This window comes from Treponema denticola, from assembly GCF_024181645.1.
Taxonomy (GTDB): domain Bacteria; phylum Spirochaetota; class Spirochaetia; order Treponematales; family Treponemataceae; genus Treponema_B; species Treponema_B denticola_A.
The window spans coordinates 1,132,768-1,159,322 of the sequence record NZ_CP058624.1 but is presented as its reverse complement, the minus strand read 5'-3'; the positions used below and the strand labels follow the sequence as shown (position 1 = coordinate 1,159,322).

The window sequence follows — 26,555 nt, the reverse complement described above, 5'->3', positions numbered from 1 at the left end:
TTTTCTCCCCTTTATTGTATTATCGTAGCTTATGATTACAGTAAGCGATTTAAGTTTAAAGTTCGGCGACAGGCCGCTTTTTAAGGATGTCAATTTAAAATTTACAAAAGGCAACTGCTACGGAATTATCGGCGCAAACGGAGCCGGAAAGTCTACTTTTTTAAAAGTGCTTTCGGGAGAATTGGAGCATGACTCAGGTGAGTTCAGCATTACCCCCGGAGAGCGAATGGCTGTTTTAAGGCAGGATCACTTTGCCTTTGATGAATACAGTGTAAAAGACACGGTTTTTATGGGCTATCCTAAGCTCTACAATGTTAGAAATGAAAGAGAAGCCATTTATGCAAAAGAAAATTTTAGCGAAGAAGACGGAATAAAGGCTTCGGAGTTGGAGGCCGAATTTGCAGATTTAAACGGCTGGGAAGCTGAAAATCAAATAGAGCAGATTCTTTCAGGTTTAGGCCTTGATGAAAACTACCATGACAGAATGATGAGCGAACTGGATGAGGGGCAGAAGGTGCGGGTTTTGCTGGCTCAGGCTATATTCGGCACCCCCGATATTCTTCTTTTAGACGAACCGACAAACGGTTTAGACCTTGAATCCATAGCATGGCTTGAAGAATTTTTAATCGACTTTCCCAATATTATAATTGTTGTTTCTCACGACAGACATTTTTTAAATACGGTTTGTACCCACGTCTGCGACATTGACTACGGAAAAATCCGCATGTATTCCGGTAACTACGATTTCTGGTACCAGATGAGCAGGATTATGCAAAGGCAGGCTAAGGACCAACAAAAGAAGAGAGAAGAAAAGATGAAGGATTTGAGGGAGTTTATCCTACGCTTTGCCTCAAATGCTGCAAAGAGCCGTCAGGCAACCAGCCGAAAAAAAGTGTACGATAAACTGGCCTTAGAAGAAATTGAAGTTACAAGCCGTAAATTCCCTTATGTCCATTTTAAGCCCAATAGGGAAATCGGAAACAATGTTGTCCGCACCGAAAAAATTTTTTATAAGACACCCGACTCGGCGGAAGAAAAGGGCATTCAGCTTTTAAGCGATTTTTCGTTTACGGTAAACAGAACCGATAAAATAGCCTTTGTAGGTCAAGAGCATAATTCAAAAACAGCCCTCTTCGATATTTTAACCGGAAAATTAAACCCCGATTCGGGAGATGTTTACTGGGGACAGACCGTATCCCATGCCTATCTTAATAAGGACAATGCCGAGTACTTTAATAACGATTTAAATATTACCGAATGGCTTAAACAATATTCCCCCGACCAAGATGATGCCTATGTAAGAGGCTTTTTAGGCCGAATGCTTTTTTCGGGTGATGAATCCTTAAAGCCCGTAAACGTTCTATCCGGAGGCGAAAAGGTACGCTGTATATTGAGTAAGCTCATGCTTTCGGGAGCAAATGTTTTAATATTGGATGAACCGACAAACCACCTCGACCTTGAAGCTATCACAAGTTTAAACGATGCCCTTGTGGAATTCCCCGGTGTTATTCTTTTTAACTCTCACGACCATGAATTTATTTCTTCAATCGCAAACAGAATTATCGAAATTACCCCTAACGGCGTAATCGACAGGATGATGAATTTCGACGACTATATAAAAGACGAACACGTCAAAAAACTGCGTGAAGAATTATACGGAAACACCAAAAAAATGCAGATTTAAAAATCTGTGCTATAATTACGATTGAAATCTCTCGTTTATAACATAGCCCTTTCGATCCCGCTTTGGACTTCTCGGCATTTCCCATATAAAATGGTCCGTATGCAAAAGACTGTGAGCTTTATGACTGTTCGGCTTTTCAAAGAAGTTATTATATAAATTCTTTATGTCCTCATTTTCATGCGAATACCTTAATTTTAAATTACTGTCGATAAAATAAAGATTTTGGCCTCGTTCAAAGGCCAATTCAAAGCCGTCATGTATGGGCTGACCTCCGCCTCCTACACAGCCGCCGGGACAAGCCATAATTTCTACAAAATCATAATGCTTTTCTCCGGCTTCTATAGAATCTATAAGCCGCCTTGTATTGGCAAGTCCGCTAGCCACGGCAACACTCAAATTATTCTCTTTTAGTGTAAAAGAAGCTTCAATAATTCCCGTCTCTTCTTGCGAAGAATGCCTTACAACTTTAAAAGCATCCGGCGGACAATTTTCTCCCATTATGGCATAATAGGCCGTACGCAAGGCCGCTTCCATAACACCGCCTGTAGCTCCGAAAATAATTCCCGCACCTGAAGCATCATGGAACAGCTTATCAGGTTCCGTTTCTTTAAGGGTTCCAGGAAGAATATGAGCAGACTTAATCATCCTTACAAATTCCCGCGTAGTCAAAACACAGTCCATATCATGTCCTGCATACTCGCCGTAGAAAAGCTCCATGTTAATCTCGCCTTTTTTTGCAACACAGGGCATAATTGCAACGGAAAAAATATCCTCAGGTTTTTTACCGATTGATTCAGCAAAATACGACTTCATAACCGCACCGAACATTTGCATGGGAGACTTAGCGGAAGATAAATGAGAAACCAAATGAGGATATTGGCTTTTTATAAAACGAACCCACCCCGGACAACAGGAGGTAAACATCGGTTTATCTTTTAGCTCTCCTTTAGAAAAACGCTCAAGGAATTCGTAGGCTTCTTCCATTATGGTTAAGTCGGCCGAAAAACTTGTATCAAAGACATAGTCGGCACCCATTCGTTTTAGGGCATCGAATATTTTGTTTACGGAAGCATCTTTTAAATCAAGCCCTAAGTGTTCTCCCCAAGCTGTACGGATTGCCGGAGCCACTTGCACAACAACAACCTTATCAGGATCGGCAACTGCCCGCCAGAATTTTTCCGTGTCATCTCTTTCCCTCAAGGCACCCACAGGACAATGGGTAATACACTGACCGCATAGTGAGCAATCTGAATCGGCTATAGTCCTAGAGCCTGAAACATTTATTGTAGTTCTGGCACCCGTTCCTTCCAATTCCCAAATATTCAGGCTTTGAACTTTATCGCAAACCTGAATACATCGCATACATTTAATACATTTTTTTGAATCCCGTATAAGAGGAAAATTCTTATCCCATGACTGATATTCAAGCTGTTCTTCATATAATACATCTTGAATATTAAGATCATTTGCAAGAGTTTGTAAGGAACAGTTTCCGCTTCTTACACAGGTTGCACATTTACAATCATGCTGAGACAAAATCATCTGAACGGTTCTTCTTCTGTCAAGCCTTACTTTCGGGCTATTGGTATACACAACCATCCCTTCTTCAACAGTGTTGTTACAAGCGGTTATAAGTTTTTCCTTTCCTTCCAGTTCAACAACACATACCCGGCAGGCAGCAATTTCATTAATTCCCTTTAAAAAACAAAGTCTAGGTATAGGAATACCTGCCTGTGCCGCAGCTTCCATAATTGTCATATCTTTATCAACATTTATTTTTATATTATCTATTGTTAAGTTTACCATAATCGTTCTCGCCCCCCCTTAAATATTCCAAAGCCGAAGTGATCGCATTTAAGACAACGGTTCGATTCCTGACAAGCCTCTTTTTTACTCATACAGAACTCTACACCTTCAAAATCCTTAATCCTTTCTGAGGCTTCTCTTTCTCCAAGCTCAACCCTTCCGCAGGCAAGGCGGTCATCTATATTGGGAATGGGGATTTCTATATCACAGCTTATAGTGTGGCTGTAACCTAAATATTCGTCTATATTTGCAGCCATAACCTTTCCGGCGGCAATAGCCTTTATAACTGTAGAAGGTCCTGAAGCACAATCCCCTCCTGAAAATAAGCCCGGAATTCCTTTAAAACTTGCGCTGGGCATCGTAAAAAGCTTGCCCCTATCAATCGGTATACCTGACTCTTCATAATGCTGAGTTTCGATATCCTGTCCTATTGCAACGACAAGCACTTCACATGGAATAAAAATATCAGGTTCCCCTGTAGATACAACGGAGGCTCGGCCGTCTTTTATTTTGGAAATCATCTGGGGAGTAACCCAAACGCCTGTGAGTTTTCCATTCTTTACTTCGAGTTTTGAAGGAGCTTTTAGGGTCATCATTTCTACCCCTTCGGCTAAGGCTCCTTCTATTTCGGCAGGAAGAGCCGTCATATCGGCTACACGCCTTCGGTAAAGACAGGTAACTTTTTCCGATTTTAGGCGGACAGCCGTCCGCACTGCATCCATGGCAACATTTCCGCCTCCTATTATTGCAGTTTTTTTACCTGTTAAATCCATGCCTTTATCCATTCCTACATCTCTAAGGAATTGAACGGCAGAAATAACGCCTTCGGCATCTTCTCCTTCAAGGCCTAGTTTTTTGTCGGTTGAGGCTCCAATTGCTATAATAGCCGCATCATTATCTTTTATAAGCTCATTGAGTTCTATGTCGGTTCCTATTTTTTTACCGTAAACAATCTTAACTCCGGTTTCGAGAATTGCATCTATATCTTCGTCCAATCTGTCCTTAGGAAGACGGTAATTAGGTATACCGTAACGGAGCATTCCTCCTAATTTGGGCAGCATTTCATATACGGTTGTCTGATGCCCCATGAGCTGTAAATAATAAGCCGCGGTGAGCCCTGCCGGCCCTCCTCCGACTATGGCTATAGTCTTTCCTGTAGAAGGAGCGCATGGAGGAGGAGGTACCTTACCGGAAAATTCAACGGCAACTCTTTTTAGTCCGCGGATATTTATGGCACTGTCTACCATGTTTCGCCGGCACCTATGCTCGCAAGGATGTTCACAGATAAAGGCACAGGTAGAAGGAAAAGGATTGTCCTTTCTGATAAGACGGACGGCATCGGCATATCTTTCATCCCTGACAAGGGCAATATAGCCCGGAATATCCACATTTGCAGGACAGAGGGCTACACAGGGTACGGGCTGAGTTGTAATGCAGCCGCATCTTCCGTGTTTTATATGCTCTTCAAAGTCATCACGGCAATAGATTATGCTTTTATAAACCATATCGGCAGCTTCATACCCCAGTGCACAGTCTGCTGTCTCTCTTATCGACTTTGCAGTTTCTTCAATAAGTTTGATGGTTTCCATTTCAGCATTTCCGTTTAGAACATCAGTTAAAATATGCTTTAACTGTAAAAGGCCGATACGGCACGGCACACATTTTCCGCAAGTTTGGGCATGACACATTTCGATAAAGGCACGTGTTATGTAAACGGGACAAAGTCCGGGAGGACTTGCTTCAATTCGATGTTGAAGATTCTCATACAGTTCTTCAATTATAATTTGAGATCGGTTTTGTGAAAATATCTCAAGTCGACTCATTTGCATACTCCTTATGTCATATATATTAACCTAAGTTAAATCCACTTACACCTTTAATTGTACACTATGTTTATCAAAATAGCAAGTTTTAATTTGATAACTTTAGAATTTTTTCTATAAATTGTTCATTCTACAAGGCCGTATTTCATCGAATAGATTAAGACCTTTATCGAAAGGCTTTCATCCTTGAGGTATTTTTTGATTCTTTCTTCGGCGCCTCTTTCCATGGCTTTGAGAATCATTTCCATCTTGTTTTCAACAAGATAGTTGAAGGCTTCTTCAGCCGTTAAAAAAGCATTTACGGTTTCGACTGTTTTTTTGTCTGCCCCATGCATGGCAAGGTAGTAGACAAAGGCTTCCATGCGCGTGTCGGCGGTGCGGTTATGGGTATTAAAAATACCTATGGAAAGTTTAGCGAATTTACCTATGTGTCCGAGTAAGGTCATGGTTTTAAAGCCTTTAGAATAGGCATAACTTAAACTATCCCCTATATAGTTTGAAATTTTTACGGTGGGAAGGTCTATTATAGTGTTTAGTTTTTCTTTAAGGCCTTCCCCGTAGTTTCCCGGCACCAAGAGTATTTCTTTTTTTTTCGAATTTTGTAATATTCCGTCTATTTCAAGATAGATGGTTTTTTTGATGGCATCTTCGCTCATAGGATAGACTATGCCCTTTGTGCCTATAATAGAGATGCCGCCTTCAACACCGATATTTTTATTAAAGGTTTTTTTTCCGATTTCGGCTCCTTGAGGACTGAAAATTTCTACATTGAAGCCCCTTTTTGAAACCTTTAAAACTTCTTTTTCTATCATTTGACGGGGTACGGGATTAATGGCAGCCTCCCCTACTTCTCCGAAAAGACCTTTTTTGGTAATTCTTCCTATACCCTCTCCACCGTCAATTAGAACCTTACCATCATTTCTATAAGAGACCTTGGCATGGATGTAGATGCCGTCAGTGCTGTCCGGGTCATCCCCCGCATCTTTTTGAACGGCGGCCTCTCCAATAGCTATTCCGTCTTTGTTTTTATAAAAGCGGCAATGCTCTACCGGAAGGTCAAGGACAAGTCCTGCAGGCGTATCGATTTTAACCGAGGTCATAGTTTCACCGCCCAAAATCAAAGCTGCCGCCTTAGCCGCCGCCGCCGCACAGCTCCCCGTCGTATATCCGCATCTTAGCTTTTGTCCGTCTTTGTCGATATATAAATCCAGTTTCATTTTATAGATAAGATTATAGCATTAAAAATGGGTTTAGAGAAGAGTCGAATATTGAGTTATATTGAAAGTTTCCCCATAAACCCAATAATTTCACCTTCATTTCCGTTTACCGGAATTTTCTTGTATGCGTTTTCACCAAGCAGGATGGCGGTGTTGCAGACTTTGAATAAGAGCTCCAAGTCGTGGGTGATGATGAGCACGGGGACTTCTTGAGCGCAGTGTAAGATGAGCTTTGCGATTTCGTCCATGCGTTTGTAGTCGAGACCGCTGGTTGGCTCATCTAAGATGATGATGCGCCGGCCGCTTAAAAAAGCCGTTGCAAGAGCGAGCCGCTGCTTTTGTCCGCCTGAAAGTTCCTGCGGATGGTCAAGCCTCTTTTCCCAAAGGTCAATTATGTGCAGGTACTCAGCCGCTTGTTGTAAGTGGGCTGTATCTTTCAGCTTTGAAGAAGGGATAAGCTCGTTTTCTACCGTATCGAAAAAAATCTGATAGTCAACATCCTGCATCATATAATACACTGTCTTTAAGCGCTGCCGCCGCCGCTTCCCGTAACCGATCTGCCCCTTGCAAGACACAAGCCCGCCTAAGGCCTTACCGAGCGTAGTCTTTCCTATACCGTTTTTTCCGATAACGGCGGTAATCTCTCCTGCGTGTACATCAAATGAAAGATTTTTGATAAGTTCCCGCCTGCCGATAGAAATGCTCAAGTCCTCGATATGCGTAACCGCTTGTTTCGGCACCGAAGGGTTTTCGCAGACAAGACTGTCATACCGTATTGCCCTCAGTCCGTATCGCCTGCAATCCTCTGTTGTCAATTCACCTTTCAAAAAGATTTTTTCGATAGTGCCGTCCTTCATGTAGATGAGCTTATCGTACAATTCATTTAAGAAAAATAAACGGTGCTCGGCAATGATAATCGTTTTTCCCATCGCCTTTAAATCCCGTATCATCGCTTGAAATTGCACAATACCTTCATAGTCGAGATTGGAAGAAGGCTCATCGAAAAACAGCAGCTTTGTGTCATAGATGAGTGTGGAAGCGATGGCGACCTTTTGTTTTTGCCCGCCGGAAAGCTCTGAAAGTTTTGCACCTTTAAGCGATTCTATCTGCATCGTTTGAAAAGCAGCATCGGTTTTTTCGCACAGGGTTTGAAAATCCATACCGAGATTTTCTCCGGCAAAGGCAACCTCTTCCTCTGCAATGGTAGCAAAAAACTGATCACTCGGATTTTGAAACACATTGCCGATGTACTTTGCCAATTCGCCCTTTTTATAATCCAAGATGTTCTTCCCTAAAATGCGCACCTCACCGTCAAGTATTCCGCCGTAATGATAGGGAATTAAGCCGTTTAATATCCGCGTTAAGGTAGTCTTCCCGCAGCCGGAAAAACCCGTAAGCACAACGAGCTCGCCTTCTTCAATGCTCAAATCAATGGCATGGAGCGTGGGACTTTCATCATTTTCATAGGTGAAGTTTTTTATTCTTGCTTCTACTATGCCCATACGGATATCCATAGTAAAAAAACAGCTGCTAATAAACCCACCGTATCATACCAGCCGAAGTGCACCGGTCTATAACTCGTCTTTTTTCCTTCGTACTCAATCCCCTTTGCGATTATCGAAGAGGTCAGCGTTTCACTTACATGAAGACATTTATAAATAAGGGGAATAAGATAGAGTTCAAACGAACGGATAGGATGTAACAGGCTCAAACGCAAACCCCGCATCTTCATACCGTTTTTTATTTCGTTTAACCGTGCCGTCATTTCGTCCAAAAAGCGTAAGGCGGTAACCAGTCCTATCGAAAGAGATTGCGGCGCTTTTACCGCACGCAATGCGCTCATAATTTTTAAGGGACTGGTTAAAATCAATATCCTTCCGATGTTAAAGATAGGATAGAGCCTTAAAAATAAGGCTATCAATCCTATCAATGCTCCAGTTGTCATTCCTAAATCGACATATGCCAAGAGCTTTATCAGCAAAAATAGGCCGATATAGACTACAGCCCTTTTTATACCTTCCGAGTATGAAAATAAAATCAAAAAGAGAAAGCTCATACCGAGCAGCACATAATACATGGTTTGATTGACAAGAAACACCAAGAATGATGTGAGCAGTATGAGTATAAAAAGCGTTATCGGATTCATTGACCATCCTTGAGTGTTTCTTGCCGGCTTCATTATAATACGCCCTTTTTACTGCTCTTTTCAAAGAACTTTTTGTTGATATAGGTACCGAATAAGCCTGCCAAAGATTCCAAGACGATGTTGCACGCTACCGCTATTGCGATGGCTTTTCCCGTATAAAACTGAATCATCCACTGAGCCTGTTCACTTGAAATAGACGGAGCGAACTTCGTAATTCCTTCCGCACCTAATACTTTGACAAATATAATCGGGTGCATTGCAACAACAAACATTGCAGCCGAAAAAGCGATTGAAACTTTTACATTGCTTGAATAATCGCCGATGATGAGCTCGGCAAGCACTGCCGAAACCAAACAAATCGGTATCATTATCCAATAGCCCATAAGGGTATATAACAATCCGTAGATAAGCCAAAATAAAAATGCCGTCCAGCGGTGTTTTACTTTTTTAGCCGTTATCACAAAAACAGGGCCGACTGCAAAAGCGGCAAATCCTGCAGAAGCGTATAAGGCTATGGCTCCCAGTGTTCCCGTCAGCATCGAAATTGCCATTCCGATTGCAAACCCGATAACCGTCAACACAGCTATCCGTACAATGTCTTTTAACTTCATAAAAAACCTCCAATATTTTCAATTATAACATTGTTATATTTGAATCTAAAAAAAATAGATTCACTTTCTTCATTAATAATTATAAATGAGTTTTAATTCATAATTGCAATTAACCTGTGCGCATTTTTTTCCAGCCTTCATTAAAGAAGTCCGCAATTAAATAGGCATTGTGTTCGGCTTCTTCTTTTGTTTCGCAATGAACGGCAACTTCGGATAGCGCATACAGGTACGCATGGTTCAGTAAGTGAATGCCTTTTTTGGTGATTACTTGGGCAGTCTTCTTTTTCCCGTGAATCATCTCCAAGATTTTCAGGTGGTTTTCATCTTCTTTTTCTATTATTTCATCTAAAAAATGCTCATGTTTTGTTCCGTATGAACAAAACGCCAAGAGCTCGAAAATATCTTTGTTATCAAAAAAATAGGACACCATACCGACGGCTCCCTTTAGTTTTAAATCAAGAATGGATTCGATTGTTTGTTTTGTAATTACCGTTTCTTTTTTATACATTGTAAAACTTTGTTGTTTGAGCAAGCTATAATGGTACTCTATATCGGTAATGACCGGCTGTACCAATTCGGAAAAAAGAGCTTCTTTGTCTTTAAAATGACCATAAAAGGCTCCGGTCGTAACACCTGCCTGCGCACAGATTTCCCGCAGATTGGCTTTTTCAAAGCCCTTCTCTTTGAAAATCTTTTTCCCGCATTCCAGAATTTTCTTATGCGTAAGGTCAAAATCTCCGTTTCCCATTAAAAGCACCTGTCAAATATAGCTTAGTTATATTATAAGGGTTTTTAGTTTTTTGTCAATAAGGGATTCTAGATATTTTTTTAAACGAGTGAGGTTGGTTGTGGGTATGAGAGAACTTCTTTAATTATAAGTTGGGTATTCAGTTTTTTTAGAAATCACTTATCAATTCTTTGGCTCTCATAAGTATCGGCAACTCTCTATTCGCAATGAGTTTTCCTAATCGGCTGTTTGAGTATTTAGTATATTTATCTATAGCTTCTTCATAAGTTAATTTTAAAGTAGATAAATGAAAATCTTCAACTTCTGTTTGTGTCATATTCTTATCACCGAAGGACTTTACTCTGCAAAGATAATAATTATTTAGATTATGCCTGTGAATTAAATTATAGTAATCACTGACAATTCCTATTTTATAAAGAATATCAACTTCTACACCTAATTCTTCTTTAAGTTCTCTCCTAATTGCATTTTCTAAATCTTCGTGCGGTTCAACTCCGCCGCCTGCTGTCTCAATCAGTGTTACTTTACCAAAATCATCATCTCTATGAACTTTAACAAAATAATAATTTTCATAATCATCAATTACAATAGCTCTTACAATTTCTCTATCATGATCAATATAAGTGAATTCCCACTCGGTATCTTGTAATTCAATTTCAAGTATATTATTCATAAGATTTTGATTATACTTATTATTCCGGCTTTTTCAACTATTTAAACTAAATTTATTAGGAAAAAATATAAAAGCTTTGGAACATTTTTCTCACAACCTCCTCAACACCCTCTGCTGCATGATAAAGCCGATGAGTATCATTGTAAAATCAACGGCAGGTTCCGCCCACCATACGGTGAGGCTTCCGAACAAGAGCGGCAAAATCAGCATGGCGGGAACAAAGAGGATGAGCTGACGCAATAGGACAATCATTCCGGCTTTTTTGGCGTCTCCGATAGATTGGAAAAAGGTAAGCGTCATAATCATAATTCCGTATAAAATAAATGTAGAATAAAACAGTTTGAAATTGATAAGGCCTGCTGCAATTATTTCCGGGCGTACATTGAAGATTGATAAAAGGTTTTCGGAAAAAAGCATTGCCGGAACCCACGAGAGAGCCGCAAGAAGCGTTGCCCCGTACATAAAAAGCTTCATCGTTTCCCGCACTCTTTCGTATTGCTTGGCTCCGTAGTTTGCACCGATAACCGGCTGTAAGCCCTGACTCATACCCCACAGCGGAATAAACGAAAACATGTATAGCCGCATTGTAGCGGACATTAAAATCCCCCAGTTATCGCCGCCGAAGGTAAACGCCTGTTTGAACAAAACCGTTTGCTGCACTGCAAACAAAAGCTGCATGAGCATAGCCGAGCTTCCGATGCCGAACATTTCACGGTAAATTTCTTTATACTTTTTAATTTTGTGTATTTTGACAAAGGGACTTTTTTTCGCAAAATACCGCAGGGTTAAAACCGCCTGCACCATTTGCGACAGTACCGTAGCAATCGCCGCTCCCTCAATTGCGTACTCTCCCATCAAGAACATAAAAATCGGATCCAGCACGATATTGAGTAATGCCCCCGCTCCCATAATGAACATGGATTGTTTTAGAGCACCCTCGCCTCTCATGGTCATATTTCCGGCTTGAGCAAAGTTTACAAATACCGAACCTAAAAATACAATCCGCAAATACCGCGCGCCTAAATCTTTAATTGCTCCTTTTGCTCCCACCATTTCCAAAAAGTACGGAGCTGAAAGCACACCTGCCGCCGTAATCACTACCGAGAAAAGCAGCACCCAATAACAAACATTGCCGAAGATTTTATCTACCGTTTCCGTATCACCCTTGCCGATTGCCCGTGACAGGATTGAAGCACTTCCGACACCGAGCAAGGCCGACACTGCTCCGTTTATCAGCGTCAGCGACATAGAGATGCTGATTGCGGACATTGCATAATCGCCGATAATTCTTCCTGCAAATACACCGTCCATAAACGGATACAACCCGATAACCACCATTCCGATTATCCCGGGAATTGCCAGCTTAAAAAGCAGCTCCCTCGGACTTTTTGTTAATAACTGTGTTTTCATATCTTGGTTCATTGTAATTCTCCTATAATTTAATTTGTAATTCGTAATGCTTAATTAGGAATTGTTTTTAATCGTTCTAATTCCTAATTCTTAATTAAGAATTGACAACACTGTATGCTAACATTGTTATCTAAAATATGAAAAAAGTCAAGGGGATGATGTGGATTTTATATAAAAGAAGTATTTTTTTTTGCTAAAATTAATGGGAAGAGGCTTATCGATATAGAGAATATGATAATCTTCTTTTACCTTGTCTGTCTAATCATACATTTAATCGTTTCATCAATATTGAAAACCGTATCCTTTATATTTATCTCAAAAATCGATGGTTAACTTTTAGGTTCTTTGGTAGGTTTATCCAATAGAATTTTAGTAGATGATTTAATTGAATCTCTTATAAATATAACAATCATATCATTGCGAATCCTAAGCAAAACATCTATTGTTATATTTATCATATTTAAATCGATCAGTTTTTTAAACAATTTTTTATAAGAAACTTATCATCTATTTATTCACTTCCAATTATCAACAGTTCTTGAATCTTGCCTGTATTTTTAATAAACGATGCTCCAGCCGAAAGTATAGTACCAATTTTATTTGGAATTTCAACTGATTTGCTAATCGCAGGCTGTACAACATAAACTTTTACTTGTAAAAGTTTTGAGCTTTGCAGTATTTCTTTTAAGGTTCTAAATTCTCCTCTTAAAAATTTATCATTTTTAGCACCCAATACTCTATCATTAATTTTCTTAAGAAGCATCGCCTTAGATGAAACCCAAATAGAACTTTTTATAGCCTGTTGAGTTACTTCATATACATCATCGACCGATGAATTGAATGTTTTGCCTTTCATTGCTTTACAATGATACATTTCAACATATATAAAATCACCATTTTCTTCAAATGTAATAAAGTCCGCAATCTCACCAGTTCCATGGTCAAATATAATATGTGAAAATTTTAATTCTTGTTTTAAGTAGTTTCTAAGTCCATCTTGAATGGAAATCATTCCATTAATTCCAATTCCGCACTCTAAGCTTGTATCCACATTCATATCATCCCAGTTAAATGAGCAAATACGGTTTTGATCGTATTTTTCCAATTCTAAATTACCTTTTAATACTTCTTGCCCATAATAAACTGTATCATCAGTCGTCTTGAACGAAAGGGGATTATTAGAAAAATATTCAGCCAATGAATATTCTTCTTTTCCATTTTTGCAAATAAATTCTTCTTTTTCTGAATTATATTTTCCCGTTACATCACAAGTTAAAACTTCAGTTACATCAAATAACTGAACTCCAAATTTAATCTTATTTTTATTTACCTCTATAACTTTAAGCGTAATATCTGTAATTAATGCTTTCGCATCTAAATTTTCTCTATACACTATAGTACAAGGAGATATAAAGGCCTTTCTATCTAAAAAGCAAAATAGTATATCTGTTTCATATTCTAAAATCCTAACAGGTATTGGCAATTTATCATAGTTTGTATTTGTTTTTACTTTTAATTTATTATTAGAAATTTTTTCTCCAAATAAATCACACCATTTAATATATTCAGGAATATTTAAGTATGAGCTGCTCCAAAATTTTGATCCACTACTATAACCAATAGTAGATGTTGAACCATCTTTTTTAACCTTACAAAATGCATGTCCCGCAGACAGCATTTTCCCTGTTGTCTCATCAATTGATGAAGCAGTATTTGAACCTGCATAAATCCTATATGATTCTCCGCTTTCTGAATATCTATTCTGCATTCCAGTGTTAAAAAACTCGTAATCAGAAAACTCTGCCAGCACTCTATTCATCTCATCGCGTGGAATTTTATCATAATGTTCTGCAAAAGATTCTGCTATTAATTCATATACTGCTTCTGTCTTATTTTGTGAATATATAAACATTAGCTTTGTGTTTGGTTGGTAATGAACAATATATAACCCGAACTCATTATTTAATACACTATCTCCATCTAACCATAATGGTGTACTACTTATCTGTGAAATTCCTAAAATGGAATTCATTTCTTTACTTCTATATATATTTTCTCCAACTTTTAACTCTTCTGGGAAATCCCCGTATATGTTAAAATTCGAAACTTTATAAACTTTTGCATGACAATTTGGTCTGATATTGTTTAATGATATCAACTCATCTTTATTTTCAGGCTTGGTGAACTGGCTTAGAATTTCGTTAACTTCTAAGTCTCCCTCTATTTTTTCTTCTGACATACTAATTATCATATCCTGCCATGCAGCATCACTAGAATATAATTTATTATTTTCAATTTTTAGATTATCATCATTCATAGCAATAAACTTTGCAGTACCTATTTTTTCAGCATTAGTTCTTGCAAAGCGCCCAATAAATTGAAGAGTACTAGCAAGCGATTTATGCGGTTCATGTATTGCAGCAATTTTTAAATTAGGAAAATCAAAGCCCTCACCCAACATATCTACACAAATAATACCATCAAGTTTTTTTTCTTTGAGTAACTTAATAGTTTTTTCAACAGTTTTTGTCGACATAGTGCTATCAATTCGTTCCAATTTTAGTTTTGTAACATCTTTGTATAATTCTTCTAATTTCTTTGCTTTATCTTTTGTATCAGTTCTAATCATCAAAAAATGATCATATCCACTTTCTCTATCATTAAACAGGATTCTTTCTGCCTCTAAAGCAATGCGTTTGTCCTTTTCAGGACCTTCTTCTATGGGATTAAACATGATCTCCCCAAAAATTCCGTCTTTATATGCTCTAGATAATGGATAGTTATAAACAGTCTTTCCTTTTATTTCTTTTTTATCTAATCTAAATGGAGTTGCAGTAACAAGTAAAGATGGTATGTCTATCATATTTTTTATTATTCGTTGCCATGTCGGTGCAGGAACGTGATGTGCTTCATCAATAATAATATAATCAAAATTTTGTCTAATTTGTGATTCAGAAATTGATAAGGCAACCTGATGAGTAGCTATTACTACATCTGCTCTTAAAATATTCTCATTATAGTCTGTACTATATAGGTGCTTAGCTTCATATATGATTGGAGCATTAGTCTGTTTTGAAAACACACCCACATATTTTAATGTTCTTAAATATGCATAGTCATTTGCAATTTGATTCCTTACCATAGCACTAGGAGTCACAATCAAAACTTTATTTTTTTTCAAAAGGTATGGTGCCATCATAACAACAGTTGTTTTACCTGATCCTGTTGGCATAACAATAACTGCTGCATCTTTTGAATTTAGTGTTGCATAAGAAGCAACAGCATATATTGCCCCTATTTGAGCATTTCGAAGCCCGGGTTTATCTGCGTTTGTAATTGGAAATCTCACTTCATCATATAAATCACTAAAATAGCTAATAAGAACTCCCTCCTTAGATCATTTTTATTATATCACAAAAAATTCTAGTTTTAGCAAACCGACTTAATAAACAATCGTCACAGTCTAAAAACAGGTAAAAGAGTAAATTAAAATTCCGCTTCCCCCTTTTTCTCTTCATCCTCCAGCCCAAAAACCTTCCTCCAGCCGGCGGAAAAAAAATCGGCGAGGGTTTTCATTGAGTTCAAAGCGTCTTTTTTTTTGAAATTATGCAGTACGGTTTCAAATATGCAGGAAAAATATGCATGGGTCAGCATGTGGAGTTCTTTCGGCGGAAGGCGGCGGACGGTAATGCCTTTTTTTCCAAGCAGTTCGCAGGTTTTATACATATCCTTAATTTCCCGCTCTACCATCCAATCGGTAAATTCGGCATATTTTGTACCTGAGGCGCAGCAGAGAATCAGCTTAAAGGCTTCAAGATGATCAAAAATATAAGAGACAAAATCTTCAAGAGCTTCTGCCGAGACTTTCCATATTTTATCGATACCGCTGTTTTCAAGCACGGTAAAACATAGTTTTTCGGAGGCGGAATACTGTGCTTGCAATCCCTGAATTGCAGGTTCCACCAATGCGGAAAAAAGGTCGGCCTTATCCTTAAAGTGCCGGTAAAATCCGCCTGTGGTAACGCCTGAAAGCCTGCATATTTCACGCAAATTGGCACGCTCAAAGCCTTCTTTTAAAAAAAGTTCTTTACCGTTTTTGAGAATCGTTTCGTGTGTTTGTGCGTAAGTTCCGGTATTCATATTTTCCGCCTTGATAACTATGTTACCAGTATATTTAAAGAAAAAACTTTGTCAATAGGAAAAATTTTTACCACTTGATAATCATAGCACTTAACCATATACTAAAGCCTAGATATTTTACAAAAAAACTATTACCAATGCTGATTACTTTATAAGGAACAACTATGAATGTATATGATTTAATTGCAGAACATTACAGCGAACTTTTTCCGCTTGAAACGGAAAAACTTGAATTTATACAACACATTTGTCCGTTGCCGGGCAGATTGTGCGATGCAGGCTGTGCAACCGGTGAACTTGCAATGGGTTTATATCAAAAGGGATATGATATATGCGGACTCGACTTAAATGAAAAGATGATTGGAATTGCAGAAAAGAAAGCTTCGTGTATCCGCAAAACAGGTGAGCTTATGTTCTATCATGCAGATATCGCCGATATTATGCAGTTCGGTAAATGTAAGGGCGTACTGTGTTTCGGTAATACGCTTCCGCATTTGCATGATGAAGAGGCTCTCCGCCGTTTTTTCGGTTCCGTGTATCGGTCATTAGAGGAGCACGGCATCTTTATTGTTGAAGTACTCAATTATGACCGCATCCTTACCGAGAAAAAAATGGATTTTAAAGATAAAGAAACAAAAGATTTTATTTTTAAGCGGCACTATGATTTTTTACCTGACGGGGATATCAGATTTACTATAGAATTTACCGATAAGCAGCGCAGTACCGTCGGTTCGGATTTTACGGTATTACATCCACTTAAGAGGCAAATGCTTTTAGCCTTATTTAAGCAGGCAGGATTCAAATCCGTTTCAGCCTATTCTGATTACAGCTTTACGGAAAGCCGTGCAGAAGATTATGCCGTAGTATACACAGCAAATAAATAAGAGATATAATATTCTCATTTTGATAAGGAGCAGTTTATGAAAAACATAAAATATCTTTACATGGTCTTTATTTTTTTTTCGGTTATTGTAATAAAAGGCATGGCGGCAGAAAACAACAAACAGTACAAAGTACTGATAGGTATGGCCCCAGACAAAGCGGTAAATCTTAAAGGAATAAAAACACTGGTAATTGATGCGGAATTTTTTTCTAAAGAGGAGATAGCACAGCTTCACAAAAACGGAAATATTAATATATTTTCTTATTTAAACATCGGCTCTATCGAAACATTCCGCGATGATTATGAAGCATTTAAAGATATAGCTTTAGGCGACTATGAAAATTGGGATGAAGAAAAATGGATAAATGTTGCGGACAAAAGATGGCAAAAAAGAATTAAGGATAAAGCACGGCTCTTATCTCAAAAAGGCATAGACGGTTTTTTTATTGATAATGCTGATGTATATTATCATTATCAAATACCCGAAATATATCGGGGACTTATGACCCTTTTACATGAAATACATAAAGAAAATAAACCTATTATAATAAACGGCGGAGATACTTTTATAAGTCAGGCAATGAAGGAAAATGCTCTTAAAGGAATCGTAAACGGAATCAATCAGGAAAGCGTATTTACCGAAATCAATTTTAAGGATAACACCTTTGGAGTAAAACCCATAGAAGATAGAGAGTATTTTCTTGCCTATTTGGATCAATGTAAAACCTATGGATTTACCGTCTATTTACTGGAATACGGCCCAAGCAAAAAAATTGAAAAAGATATAAAGGCTTATTGTCAAAGCAACGGATTTATCTACGACATATCCCATTCATTGCAGCTCGATAAACTTTTTTAAGTTTGCACTTTGTCATTTTTATAGCAGTCTTGACATCTTGCAGTTTTTAGAGTATTGTCTTTATATGATTAGCCAATAATCAAACTGCCCTTATAAAACTTTCCGCAATTTATAGGGGCAATCGCAAAAAGCGGAAAAATTATATTTTAATGAAAATTTTATGAACAACAAAAACAATTCTGCTTCAAATAGCAGCACAGAACATATACACCCGTTTGAGCCCTTCGTTTCTAAAAACACAAAGACACTAATATTGGGTACCTTTCCGGGGAAAGATTTTACGGATCCTAATAAAGAGAATGACAAAGAAGATTGGTATTACGGCAATAAGCGTAACGAATTTTGGGAATTAATAGAATATGCTTTATGCTGTAAAGAAAATTCATTAAAGACAATAAAAGAAAAAAAAGGACTCTTGGAAAAACACAATATAGGCATAACAGACATTATCAAAAAAGCAAAACGAAAAGAAGATAATAACTCAGACAAAAATCTTAAAGTTATTGAAACTAACGATCTTAACTCCCTTCTTGATAAATATAAGGACATTGATACAATTGTACTTACTTCCAAAGACATGTACAAAAGATTTTTTAAAAAATATTATGTAAAAACTGACGATGCCATTTTAAAACAAGATAAAAACAAGAAAATAGAAACTTATGAAGAGCAAGGTAAAAAAATAAATATCTATTATTATACTTTTAAAGGAAGGCCAATCCGTGTTGTTCAATTGCACAGCCCTGCAAGAAAAAATGTATCAATAGATATAAAAAAAGCACTATATAAATATATATTAAAAAATAATAAGTAATCTTACCATGCTGAAAAATCGGACACGGATGTACATTCCCGAGCCGGCACGGATGCCGGTGGTTCCCAAATTCAAGAGTTTGCGCTTGCCGCAAACTCTAAGCTAAAAATCGGACACGGACGTCCGATTTTCAGCGAACTACTTGAATTTTTACATATTTTTAATCTCAGATTCAGGAAGTCCGGTAACATGCATAATTTTCTGAATTGAATCACCTAATTGTTTTAAGATTTTAGCTGTTTCCTTCTTAACTCTATACTCTGTTTTATCCGTAATATCCATTTCAAAAGTAGACATTAACCTGTATTCTTGCCTTGCCTGTTCATTATTTTTTACTGCTTGTATCATAGTTTCTATCTCCCTTGTAAATTCATTTTTTGCATTACCTGTTTTAAGGTATTCTAAAAATCCTTTTAATTCTTTGTCTTCAGTGTTATTAAATGCCTCTGAATTTATTATAACCTCTAAAAGGGGAAGTGACAACCCCCGTTCAGAGCGGTGGTTTTTCCCTTCCCCTTTGACCCCATCCCTTTTCCTCGCGCTGCCAAAGGTCTTGCAGCCCTTTGGAATCCCGCATTGTTATAAAGTTTCTGGCCAATTCTTTGGTTGAGTTAAAAAACAAAGGTTCTGAGCGAAATTTAAAGGTTGTCTATGCAAAGATAATTATAGGATAAGATATTAAAAGTCCGCCATGGATGGCGGTGGTTCCTGCTTCGAGAGTTTTGCACAGGCAAAACTCTTAGATTAAAAATGTACAAGGAGGTACATTTTTAATCAATAGTCTTGCAATGTTAAATCTTCAAATTTCTTAATCATTTGCTTTCTCCTAATTTTTTTCACATTTTCCCCTCCTCATTATATTTATAGAAATTATTTGAAAAAAATAGTAATTTATAAAAAAATGATTGAATTTATTAAGAATAAGAAACCGCAAGGGATGCAAAGGGTAAATTTAAGAATGTATCATTAAAACACCATTTTAAAATTCTTCGCGCTCTTTGTATCTTTGCGGTTTAAAAAACACCCCTTGAATTTTTACCGATTTTCTTTTATACTTCCCTGATTTTAACTAAGGAGATGTGATAAACAGTTCGGCAGAAATTCAGCCTCACTGTTTATCTGTCGAGTTTGCCTTTCGGCAAACATCGCATTATTGTATGCAGTTTGTAAACAAACTGCGTGAAAAAACTTTTTTCGGAAGCTGAGTCTTCCTGCAAAAAGTTTTTCTGGGAGTAGATATGGGTAAGGTAATTATGGGGGCGGAAGCTCTTGATGGGTATTTAACTGAGGACGATCTGAAGCATCTTAACGAAATGAATACTCTTTATCAGGAAGCTATTGAAAATTTTACCGTTTTAGAAAAGGAAAACGGCGAAAAAAAGAAAAAGGCCAAGGATGAGATTATAAGGCTTTATACCGAGATGGGGCATCTTATGCAAAATATATGCAAAGAAATACCTCAACTTAAAGTTTTCTCTTTTGATACCGAACATGAAAATCATGCCGAAGCTTCAAGGGTTATTGCAAAACTACGCTCCATAAAAACCGAGCACAGCGAATTCTTATACTATACCCAGCGTTCTTTTGAAATGCTTTTTAAACTTGCTTATAAAGGACACCAAAAAGACAAGAAAAACTATCTTGTAGTAAAAACTCCGGTAAAGGTTCCTGTTCAAAACTATGCGGTTCACAAGATAACCGACATTGACCATAAAATTGAAAATACCGTTATGTGTGTTATGTTGAGAGGAGCCCTCCTCCCCTCTATGATTCTTTCAAAAGAAATTGAAGAGTATTCTTCACATGGCTATGTAACACCCTTTGCCCTCTTTAAGATTAAAAGAGATGATTCCCGCAAGGAAGACGATATGCAGTACATCCTTGATTTGGATAAGTCTTATTTTAACCTAAAAGATTTGGACGGAAAGGACCTTATCTTTGCCGACCCTATGAATGCGACCGGAGGAAGCCTCGTAACCGTTGTAAAACACCTAAAAAAACTGGGCGTAAAGCCGAAATCGATAAGCTGTTTTCATGTAATTTCTGCCTTGAAGGGAGCCCTGCGAATTGTGCGTGCTTTGGATAACTGCACACTTTACACCCTTTGGATGGACCCTGCCCTAAATGCTTCAGCCTATATCATGCCGGGCCTCGGCGATGCAGGAGACAGGATAAACGGAACCGATACCGATGAAACACCCCGAAACATTATTCAGCTCCTTGCAGACTACGGCTCAAATATTGCGGGGCTCTACCGCTCTCAGCTGCGGCAGATAGAAAAAACCGTTTTAGGAAATTAAAACTTTTTTATGGGAGAAAAAAGGTGAGAAAAAATATTTTTATAGTTTTTTTGGGATTCTTGTTTTTTCTTTGTTTTACAAAAGCTTTTGCAAAAGGGGCTGTTGAAGAAGACCTTGCAGGAGAGTATTTTTCAATTGCTCAAGGCTATGCAGAAATAAAAAACTATTCTAAGGCTGCTGATTATTACCTTAAAGCCGAAAAGTCTGAAAAATATAAAAATGCAGCTCAATATAATTTGGCACAAGTTTATGCCCTTCAAAATGAATGGGATAATTGTCTAAAATATATTGAACCCCTCTATAAACAAGCTCCCGAAAACATAAAACTGTCTACAGCCTACGCCTATGCTCTAGCCTCATCGGGAAAAGAAGAAAAAGCCTTTTTAATTTATGAAAAGATTTATTTGGAAAATAAAGAAACTCCCGAATATTTTTTTAACTATGTTAGAATCCTAATTATAGTAAAAAAATACGAAAGGGCAAAAGAACTTATTAACGAATCCAAGGAAAAATTTACACAAGAAGATGATAAAAAAACTATTAATGAACTTGAAAAAGAAATAGAAAAACTTTTAAATCCGCCTGAACTAAAAAAAGAAGATAAAACAACAGAAAAAAAAGATTCAATGCAAGATGATAAAAAGTCTAAAGAAAAAAAGTAAGAAAGCTAATCAAAAATCGGAACGGCTTCATAGCCTTCACTTTTTAGCCGGATAACTATATCTCCTTTGCAGTCATCCTTTACTAAAACCGAAAAGAAAGCATCTTCCCCTCGCTCTTCTTTTTTTATTGTTACCGTAAAGCCCTTCTTTTTAAGCTCATCTGCAAGCCCTTTTGCAAAATTTTCGGTTTTAAAAAAACCGGTTTGATAAAATTTTGCAGCCGGCAATTCATTATTTTGTGCTAAAGTTTCGCTTTGACTTAATGAAATGGATTCGGAAGCTGAATCTGCAAGAGATTCTTTAAATCCTCTATTTTGAGGCATTAAATACCAAAATGTTTTAGGGCTCAAAAAAGCCTCACCTCGGACGACAGATGCCTCAATGCTGTTAGGGAATTTTTTTATGAGAGTGTTTTCAGCCTTCTTATCTCCATCGACCCACCAAAGAGTCAAAAGCATGGCAGGATGAAATTCTGAGAATTTTGAATCGGTAACATATTTTTTTATATTTTCAAGAGAGCTCTTTTCATCCGATTTTAATTTAAGCCATTCAAAAAGAACAAGAACTTTTATATCTTCTTTAGAAAATGGGGTCTCAATGATAGGCAGCAAGCGGTTGCGGCAAAGCTCGGAGGACTCGCTTATATTATCGGCTAAAAGAAAGGCTCCAAGGGCTTTGGTTAAAAGAGTTTTTTTTTCTTTCTCGGGAGAAAGTTCCGCAGCTTCAAGATAGTGTCTTCCGGCTCGTAAAAATAAATCGAACCTTTCTTCATAGTCGGCCAAAACGGATAGAGCTATAATTTTTTCTTCATTTGAAGAAATCTTTTTTATTTCTGCTTCAATAAACGAAGATGCCTCAAAAGGAGTTTTTTTTGTAAAACCGTTTTTGATAATCTTTTGAACATTCGGAGGTAAGGAATTTTGAGCAGTCAGGCTATGCAAAAAAAAGAGAAACAATAAAAAAAATAGTATTTTTTTTATCTTAAATTCCATAAACCTTTTTATCTCTTACCTCATTTGATCTCAGAATTACTTTCAGAAATTGAAGTCTTAGATTCTTTTTTACGTTTAAACCATGATTTTTTAGGCTTTTTTAAGTCCACAGTGTCTATTCCGACACCATCGCTTGCCGTAAATGTTTCTTTTTTCTCATTTACAGGCTTATTTTTTTTCTTTTTACTTCCAAATAAAAAAGGAATGGTTAAGATAAGTCCGATTAAAAACGAAAAAATATTGCTTACATAAACAGGTACATTTTCAAATGTATAAAAAATCAAAGAAATATCGCAAGAGTTTTTCATATTAAAGCCTGCAAACAAGCCTAAAAACAATACTATAAATAAAAAATAAATCAGTTTCCAGTTCATATAGTTCCTTTTAAGAGCATTTCCAATACTCAAAAGAATAGTATACATAAAATGTAAAAAAGAACAACAGGGGTAATAAAATCTACTTAACCGCCTAATTAATCCTGTTTATTTCTTTTCCGGCTATAAAGGCTTTTACGTTAGCGGCGGCTGTTTTTATAAGTCTCTCTCTGGCCTCAAAGGTTTGCCACGCTATGTGGGGCGTAATAATACAGTTAGGAGCTTTAAGCAAGGGATTATCCTTAGCCGGAGGTTCTACACTGAGAACATCGCAGGCAAGACCTGCAAGTCTTTTTTCCTTTAAAGCCTCTGCTGCATCCTTTTCGTTTATAAGAGGCCCCCGTCCCGTATTGATTATGATAGAAGTTTTCTTTATCTTTTTTAAGGACTCGGCATTTACAATTTCTTTTGTTTCCGGAGTCAAAGGACAGTTTAAGCTTATTATATCTGAAGAAGAAAAAAGCTCATCTAAAGAAACTTGTTTTGCTTCTTCTAAGCCCTTAATATTTTTTTTAGAACGGTTAAAATAGATTACCTTCATATTCATGGCAAGGGCAATTTTTGCAACGGTTTGGCCTATGTTCCCGAAACCGACTATACCCATAGTCTTATCGGAAAGCTCCCTTATATCAAAGCTGTGATAGCAAAAATGAGGAGAAGCCGACCATTTTCCGCCCATAACCTCATCGCTATGCTCTTTTACATGCCAATAAAAGTGAAAAATAAGGGCAAATACAAGTTGAGCCACGCTGTCGGTGCTGTAAGAGGGAATATTCGTTACGCAAATATTTTTAGCTCTTGCAGCCTCAACATCGACAACATTATATCCCGTAGCTAAAACTCCTATATATTTAAGACGCGGCAAAGAATCCATTATTTCTTTAGAAAAAACTACCTTATTGGTAAGAACGGCATCTGCCTCCTTACACCTTTCAAGAAGTTCATCTGCACTTGTTTTATCATATATTGTAAGATTTGAAATGGCTTTTAACTCATCCCAAGAAAGGTCTCCGGGATTGGAAGTAAACCCGTCAAGAATAACCAAATTTAATTTTTCACTCATAAAAATACCTCTGTATGTTTATCATTTCATATTTTTTCGAATTCGTCAAGGGCTCGTTTTGTCGTCTTGCCGAAGAAATATCTTACAAAAAATTCTAATCTATGCTATAATACAAGTAGTTGGGAGGTTGATATGAGTACTTCAAACAGAAAATACAAAGATTCAGTGTTCGTTGACCTTTTTAGTGAAGATGAAAAGGCAAAAGAGAATTTTTTATCGCTATACAATGCTTTGCATGGAACAAATTTGCAAATGTCTTGTCCGGTAGAAAATATAAAACTTGAAAACGTTATGTATATGAACATAATTAATGATGTTTCCTGCCTTATAGATGGTAAAATTATCGTATTGGCCGAACACCAGTCAACCATAAATGAGAATATGCCTTTACGTTTTTTAGAATATATAGCAAGGCTTTATGAGAAAATTCAATCCCCTACAGACAGGTATTTAAGAAAATTGTCAAAAATACCAACACCTGAATTTTATGTTTTTTACAACGGTATTAAAGACTATCCTGAAACTACCGTTTTAAAACTCTCCGATGCATTTATTACAAAATCTGAACTAATACCGCTGGAGCTTACAGTAAAAGTATATAACATAAATAAAAACAAAGGAGCAGAAGTGTTAAGCCGATGTAAACCGCTTGAAGAATACAGTCTTTTTGTTGAGGAAGTGAGAGTCCAAACACAACTCGACCCAGAAAGCGGCTTTACCAATGCGGTAAAGATATGTATAGAAAAAGGAATCTTAAAAGAATACTTACTAAGAAAATCAAGGGAGGTAATCAACATGTTAGTAGCTGAATATGATTATGATACAGACATTGCAGTACAAAGAGAAGAAGCTGGCAGAATCGCCTTTGCTGAGGGAATTGAACAAGGTATTGAAAGAGGCATTGAACAAGGCTCATACCAAAAAGCTCTTGAAACGGCAACAGCATTTAAAAAGCTTGGCTTTGATATTGCTAAAATAGCTGAAGGAACAGGCTTAAGCTTAAAAGAAGTAGAAGCATTATAAAATCAATTTTCTTATAAAAACGAAAGTCGTAATTTCGAAGCCATATTCATATCGTTACATTATTTCACGAGGCCGCCTCGTGTAGTACTGTAACATGTGCCCTATTGCAGCCGTAATAGGTTATCGATTGTAGTACTACACGAGACCGTCTAGTGTAGTGCTGAAACAGGTCATCGATTACGGCCGTAATAGGTGCTCTATTGTAGCCGTAATAGGCGGCCTATTGCAGCCGTACGAGATCGTCTGTTATGGACATAATAGCGGCATGGGCTTTGACCAAAACCTGCGGCATAGTATCGGGGTCGTATAAATCGGCATTGGTGATTTATCAAATAATACTCTTTTCTTTTAAATAATTTTCAAATTTATCATCTGTAATTACTTTATCATAAGTACTTTTTACTTTTCCTAAAGCAATATCTTCAGTTAAGTCTGATATAAATTTATTAAAATCAGGATTATCTTCTGAAAGTCTTTCCAAAGTATCCCAATCTATATTTTCATTATATCTAGCATTACAAATTATTTCTGACTCACTTATACTTTCCGGATTCAGTTTTATAATTCCAATTCCAAAAGCATTAGATAATCTTTGAAGCTCATTTTTAAAATTGGGGTCTTCATCGATTTTCAAGCAAACTAAATATCCCTCATTAGCCCAGCTTGAATTTGAAACAGCCTGAAAAAAATACTGTCTTAAAGTAGAATAATCTATATTCTTTTTCATTTCAAAGGAAAACAGTTTTATTGAATTGACATTCAATGAAGTTTGAAGTTTCATTGTTTCTTTTGAATAATCTTTAAACGGAAAATATACACCTACTAAATCAGGATGCAGCCATTCATTAGCGCCTTTTACTCTTTTTACAGAATTTTCCTGATAAATAGTTTTTGTGTAACAATTAAAATGCGGGTTTGAATAAACATATTTTACTAAAAGCGGATGTAAATCTCTTTCATTAAAATTACTTTCATTATTTTGTTTTAATTCTGCATTTTCTTTTTTCTCGATTTCCCGTTTTATTTCATTTCCGCTTATATTTAAACTTCTTAAAATAAATCTTGAAGGACGTTTTGAGACTTGAACAAAAGTGCTTTTTTCAGCCTTTTCTTTGACATCTACATATAATCTTGCACCTACTGTAGCGGCCGGAGTTTTGCCCGAGCTTCCTAGTTTTTTATCAAAAGAAAACTCAAGCGCTTTTTCCCAAACTTCTTCAGGAGTCATTGGCTTTTTTACTTTTTCAAAAACTTCTATAATCAAATCAAAAAAAGTATATTGTTTCTCCATCTTATTCCTTTTACATAATCAAATAAAGTTAAGCTT

21 protein-coding genes and 2 pseudogenes are annotated in these 26,555 nt (G+C 37.0%); 7 read left to right on the top strand and 16 right to left on the bottom strand.

The window, feature by feature from the left end; all coding sequences use genetic code 11:
• The first annotated feature begins 31 nt into the window (after nucleotides 1–31).
• Nucleotides 32–1,684, top strand: coding sequence for an ABC-F family ATP-binding cassette domain-containing protein (locus HO345_RS05485; protein ID WP_253684406.1), 1,653 nt, complete (start codon nucleotides 32–34; stop codon nucleotides 1,682–1,684).
• Nucleotides 1,685–1,699: 15 nt separating this feature from the next.
• On the opposite strand, the gene HO345_RS05480 is transcribed toward HO345_RS05485, so the two are convergent.
• The 11 genes from HO345_RS05480 to HO345_RS05430 form a co-directional block, all read right to left on the bottom strand.
• Nucleotides 1,700–3,490 carry a [FeFe] hydrogenase, group A gene (locus tag HO345_RS05480; protein ID WP_253684405.1) on the bottom strand — a complete coding sequence of 597 codons (1,791 nt, stop codon included), beginning with the start codon at nucleotides 3,488–3,490 and terminating at the stop codon, nucleotides 1,700–1,702.
• Nucleotides 3,484–5,313, bottom strand: a complete 1,830-nt coding sequence (locus tag HO345_RS05475; protein WP_253684404.1) for an NAD(P)-binding protein — start codon at nucleotides 5,311–5,313, stop codon at nucleotides 3,484–3,486. The genes HO345_RS05480 and HO345_RS05475 overlap by 7 nt, the downstream gene beginning before the upstream one ends.
• 125 nt (nucleotides 5,314–5,438) lie before the next feature.
• Nucleotides 5,439–6,530, bottom strand: a complete 1,092-nt coding sequence (cbiD, locus tag HO345_RS05470) for a cobalt-precorrin-5B (C(1))-methyltransferase CbiD (protein WP_253684403.1) — start codon at nucleotides 6,528–6,530, stop codon at nucleotides 5,439–5,441.
• Between the two features lie 56 nt (nucleotides 6,531–6,586).
• A complete protein-coding gene (locus HO345_RS05465; protein ID WP_253684402.1) occupies nucleotides 6,587–8,032 on the bottom strand; it encodes an ABC transporter ATP-binding protein in 1,446 nt (481 codons plus the stop codon).
• On the bottom strand, nucleotides 8,023–8,709 hold the full coding sequence (locus tag HO345_RS05460) for an energy-coupling factor transporter transmembrane component T family protein (RefSeq protein WP_253684401.1): 687 nt from the start codon (nucleotides 8,707–8,709) through the stop codon (nucleotides 8,023–8,025). The genes HO345_RS05465 and HO345_RS05460 overlap by 10 nt, the downstream gene beginning before the upstream one ends.
• The gene (locus tag HO345_RS05455; protein ID WP_253684400.1) at nucleotides 8,709–9,287 is read right to left on the bottom strand and encodes an MptD family putative ECF transporter S component; all 579 of its coding nucleotides are present in this window, start codon (nucleotides 9,285–9,287) and stop codon (nucleotides 8,709–8,711) included. Before HO345_RS05455 ends, HO345_RS05460 begins: the two co-directional genes overlap by 1 nt.
• Before the next feature lie 109 nt (nucleotides 9,288–9,396).
• Entirely contained in the window at nucleotides 9,397–10,035 is a 639-nt protein-coding gene (locus HO345_RS05450) for a TetR/AcrR family transcriptional regulator (protein WP_253684399.1), read from the bottom strand.
• 148 nt (nucleotides 10,036–10,183) lie between these two features.
• Complete coding sequence (locus tag HO345_RS05445; RefSeq protein ID WP_253684398.1) at nucleotides 10,184–10,708, bottom strand: NUDIX domain-containing protein; 525 nt, start codon at nucleotides 10,706–10,708, stop codon at nucleotides 10,184–10,186.
• A gap of 90 nt (nucleotides 10,709–10,798) precedes the next feature.
• Nucleotides 10,799–12,130: an MATE family efflux transporter gene (locus HO345_RS05440; RefSeq protein WP_253684397.1), complete on the bottom strand. Its 1,332-nt coding sequence runs from the start codon at nucleotides 12,128–12,130 to the stop codon at nucleotides 10,799–10,801.
• A gap of 499 nt (nucleotides 12,131–12,629) precedes the next feature.
• A complete protein-coding gene (locus HO345_RS05435) occupies nucleotides 12,630–15,467 on the bottom strand; it encodes a DEAD/DEAH box helicase (protein ID WP_002689261.1) in 2,838 nt (945 codons plus the stop codon).
• A gap of 137 nt (nucleotides 15,468–15,604) precedes the next feature.
• The gene (locus HO345_RS05430) at nucleotides 15,605–16,258 is read right to left on the bottom strand and encodes a TetR/AcrR family transcriptional regulator (RefSeq protein WP_253684396.1); all 654 of its coding nucleotides are present in this window, start codon (nucleotides 16,256–16,258) and stop codon (nucleotides 15,605–15,607) included.
• A gap of 164 nt (nucleotides 16,259–16,422) precedes the next feature.
• On the opposite strand from HO345_RS05430, the gene HO345_RS05425 reads away from it, so the two are divergent.
• From HO345_RS05425 to HO345_RS05415, 3 genes are all read left to right on the top strand, one after another.
• Nucleotides 16,423–17,142 carry a class I SAM-dependent methyltransferase gene (locus HO345_RS05425; protein WP_253684395.1) on the top strand — a complete coding sequence of 240 codons (720 nt, stop codon included), beginning with the start codon at nucleotides 16,423–16,425 and terminating at the stop codon, nucleotides 17,140–17,142.
• Between the two features lie 36 nt (nucleotides 17,143–17,178).
• Nucleotides 17,179–18,000: a glycoside hydrolase family 191 protein gene (locus HO345_RS05420; protein WP_010697385.1), complete on the top strand. Its 822-nt coding sequence runs from the start codon at nucleotides 17,179–17,181 to the stop codon at nucleotides 17,998–18,000.
• Nucleotides 18,001–18,160: 160 nt separating this feature from the next.
• Nucleotides 18,161–18,814, top strand: coding sequence for a uracil-DNA glycosylase family protein (locus tag HO345_RS05415; protein WP_253684394.1), 654 nt, complete (start codon nucleotides 18,161–18,163; stop codon nucleotides 18,812–18,814).
• Nucleotides 18,815–18,964: 150 nt separating this feature from the next.
• Here HO345_RS05415 and HO345_RS05410 read toward each other — a convergent pair.
• Nucleotides 18,965–19,341 (bottom strand): annotated as a pseudogene (locus HO345_RS05410) (nuclease/transposase family protein).
• A gap of 894 nt (nucleotides 19,342–20,235) precedes the next feature.
• On the opposite strand from HO345_RS05410, the pseudogene HO345_RS05405 reads away from it, so the two are divergent.
• A pseudogene (locus HO345_RS05405) lies at nucleotides 20,236–21,114 on the top strand (uracil phosphoribosyltransferase); the annotation flags it as partial.
• Between the two features lie 23 nt (nucleotides 21,115–21,137).
• On the top strand, nucleotides 21,138–21,776 hold the full coding sequence (locus HO345_RS05400) for a tetratricopeptide repeat protein (RefSeq protein WP_253684391.1): 639 nt from the start codon (nucleotides 21,138–21,140) through the stop codon (nucleotides 21,774–21,776).
• Between the two features lie 5 nt (nucleotides 21,777–21,781).
• On the opposite strand, the gene HO345_RS05395 is transcribed toward HO345_RS05400, so the two are convergent.
• The 3 genes from HO345_RS05395 to HO345_RS05385 all read right to left on the bottom strand — a co-directional run bounded on the left by HO345_RS05395 (nucleotide 21,782) and on the right by HO345_RS05385 (nucleotide 24,205).
• On the bottom strand, nucleotides 21,782–22,768 hold the full coding sequence (locus tag HO345_RS05395; protein WP_253684390.1) for an SPOR domain-containing protein: 987 nt from the start codon (nucleotides 22,766–22,768) through the stop codon (nucleotides 21,782–21,784).
• Between the two features lie 20 nt (nucleotides 22,769–22,788).
• Nucleotides 22,789–23,142, bottom strand: coding sequence for a hypothetical protein (locus HO345_RS05390; RefSeq protein ID WP_253684389.1), 354 nt, complete (start codon nucleotides 23,140–23,142; stop codon nucleotides 22,789–22,791).
• Between the two features lie 94 nt (nucleotides 23,143–23,236).
• A complete protein-coding gene (locus HO345_RS05385) occupies nucleotides 23,237–24,205 on the bottom strand; it encodes a D-2-hydroxyacid dehydrogenase (RefSeq protein WP_253684388.1) in 969 nt (322 codons plus the stop codon).
• Nucleotides 24,206–24,337: 132 nt separating this feature from the next.
• Between HO345_RS05385 and HO345_RS05380 the strand changes: the two genes are divergently transcribed.
• Entirely contained in the window at nucleotides 24,338–25,228 is an 891-nt protein-coding gene (locus HO345_RS05380; RefSeq protein WP_253684387.1) for an Rpn family recombination-promoting nuclease/putative transposase, read from the top strand.
• Between the two features lie 328 nt (nucleotides 25,229–25,556).
• Here HO345_RS05380 and HO345_RS05375 read toward each other — a convergent pair whose 3' ends face one another.
• Nucleotides 25,557–26,519 (bottom strand): COG2958 family protein, encoded by a 963-nt coding sequence (locus tag HO345_RS05375; RefSeq protein ID WP_253684386.1) that lies wholly within the window; start codon nucleotides 26,517–26,519, stop codon nucleotides 25,557–25,559.
• Between the last annotated feature and the right edge of the window lie 36 nt (nucleotides 26,520–26,555).

Excerpts from the sequence above, each read along its gene's own strand:
- HO345_RS05425 (WP_253684395.1), top strand. The coding sequence starts at position 16,423 with ATGAATGTATATGATTTAATTGCAGAACATTACAGCGAACTTTTTCCG.
- HO345_RS05465 (WP_253684402.1), bottom strand. The coding sequence starts at position 8,032 with ATGGGCATAGTAGAAGCAAGAATAAAAAACTTCACCTATGAAAATGAT.
- HO345_RS05380 (WP_253684387.1), top strand. The coding sequence starts at position 24,338 with ATGAGTACTTCAAACAGAAAATACAAAGATTCAGTGTTCGTTGACCTT.
- HO345_RS05375 (WP_253684386.1), bottom strand. The coding sequence starts at position 26,519 with ATGGAGAAACAATATACTTTTTTTGATTTGATTATAGAAGTTTTTGAA.
- HO345_RS05485 (WP_253684406.1), top strand. The coding sequence starts at position 32 with ATGATTACAGTAAGCGATTTAAGTTTAAAGTTCGGCGACAGGCCGCTT.
- HO345_RS05440 (WP_253684397.1), bottom strand. The coding sequence starts at position 12,130 with ATGAACCAAGATATGAAAACACAGTTATTAACAAAAAGTCCGAGGGAG.
- HO345_RS05430 (WP_253684396.1), bottom strand. The coding sequence starts at position 16,258 with ATGAATACCGGAACTTACGCACAAACACACGAAACGATTCTCAAAAAC.
- HO345_RS05445 (WP_253684398.1), bottom strand. The coding sequence starts at position 10,708 with ATGAATAATATACTTGAAATTGAATTACAAGATACCGAGTGGGAATTC.
- HO345_RS05385 (WP_253684388.1), bottom strand. The coding sequence starts at position 24,205 with ATGAGTGAAAAATTAAATTTGGTTATTCTTGACGGGTTTACTTCCAAT.
- HO345_RS05395 (WP_253684390.1), bottom strand. The coding sequence starts at position 22,768 with ATGGAATTTAAGATAAAAAAAATACTATTTTTTTTATTGTTTCTCTTT.
- cbiD (WP_253684403.1), bottom strand. The coding sequence starts at position 6,530 with ATGAAACTGGATTTATATATCGACAAAGACGGACAAAAGCTAAGATGC.
- HO345_RS05420 (WP_010697385.1), top strand. The coding sequence starts at position 17,179 with ATGAAAAACATAAAATATCTTTACATGGTCTTTATTTTTTTTTCGGTT.
- HO345_RS05390 (WP_253684389.1), bottom strand. The coding sequence starts at position 23,142 with ATGAACTGGAAACTGATTTATTTTTTATTTATAGTATTGTTTTTAGGC.
- HO345_RS05475 (WP_253684404.1), bottom strand. The coding sequence starts at position 5,313 with ATGAGTCGACTTGAGATATTTTCACAAAACCGATCTCAAATTATAATT.
- HO345_RS05415 (WP_253684394.1), top strand. The coding sequence starts at position 18,161 with ATGAACAACAAAAACAATTCTGCTTCAAATAGCAGCACAGAACATATA.
- HO345_RS05455 (WP_253684400.1), bottom strand. The coding sequence starts at position 9,287 with ATGAAGTTAAAAGACATTGTACGGATAGCTGTGTTGACGGTTATCGGG.
- HO345_RS05450 (WP_253684399.1), bottom strand. The coding sequence starts at position 10,035 with ATGGGAAACGGAGATTTTGACCTTACGCATAAGAAAATTCTGGAATGC.
- HO345_RS05480 (WP_253684405.1), bottom strand. The coding sequence starts at position 3,490 with ATGGTAAACTTAACAATAGATAATATAAAAATAAATGTTGATAAAGAT.
- HO345_RS05460 (WP_253684401.1), bottom strand. The coding sequence starts at position 8,709 with ATGAAGCCGGCAAGAAACACTCAAGGATGGTCAATGAATCCGATAACG.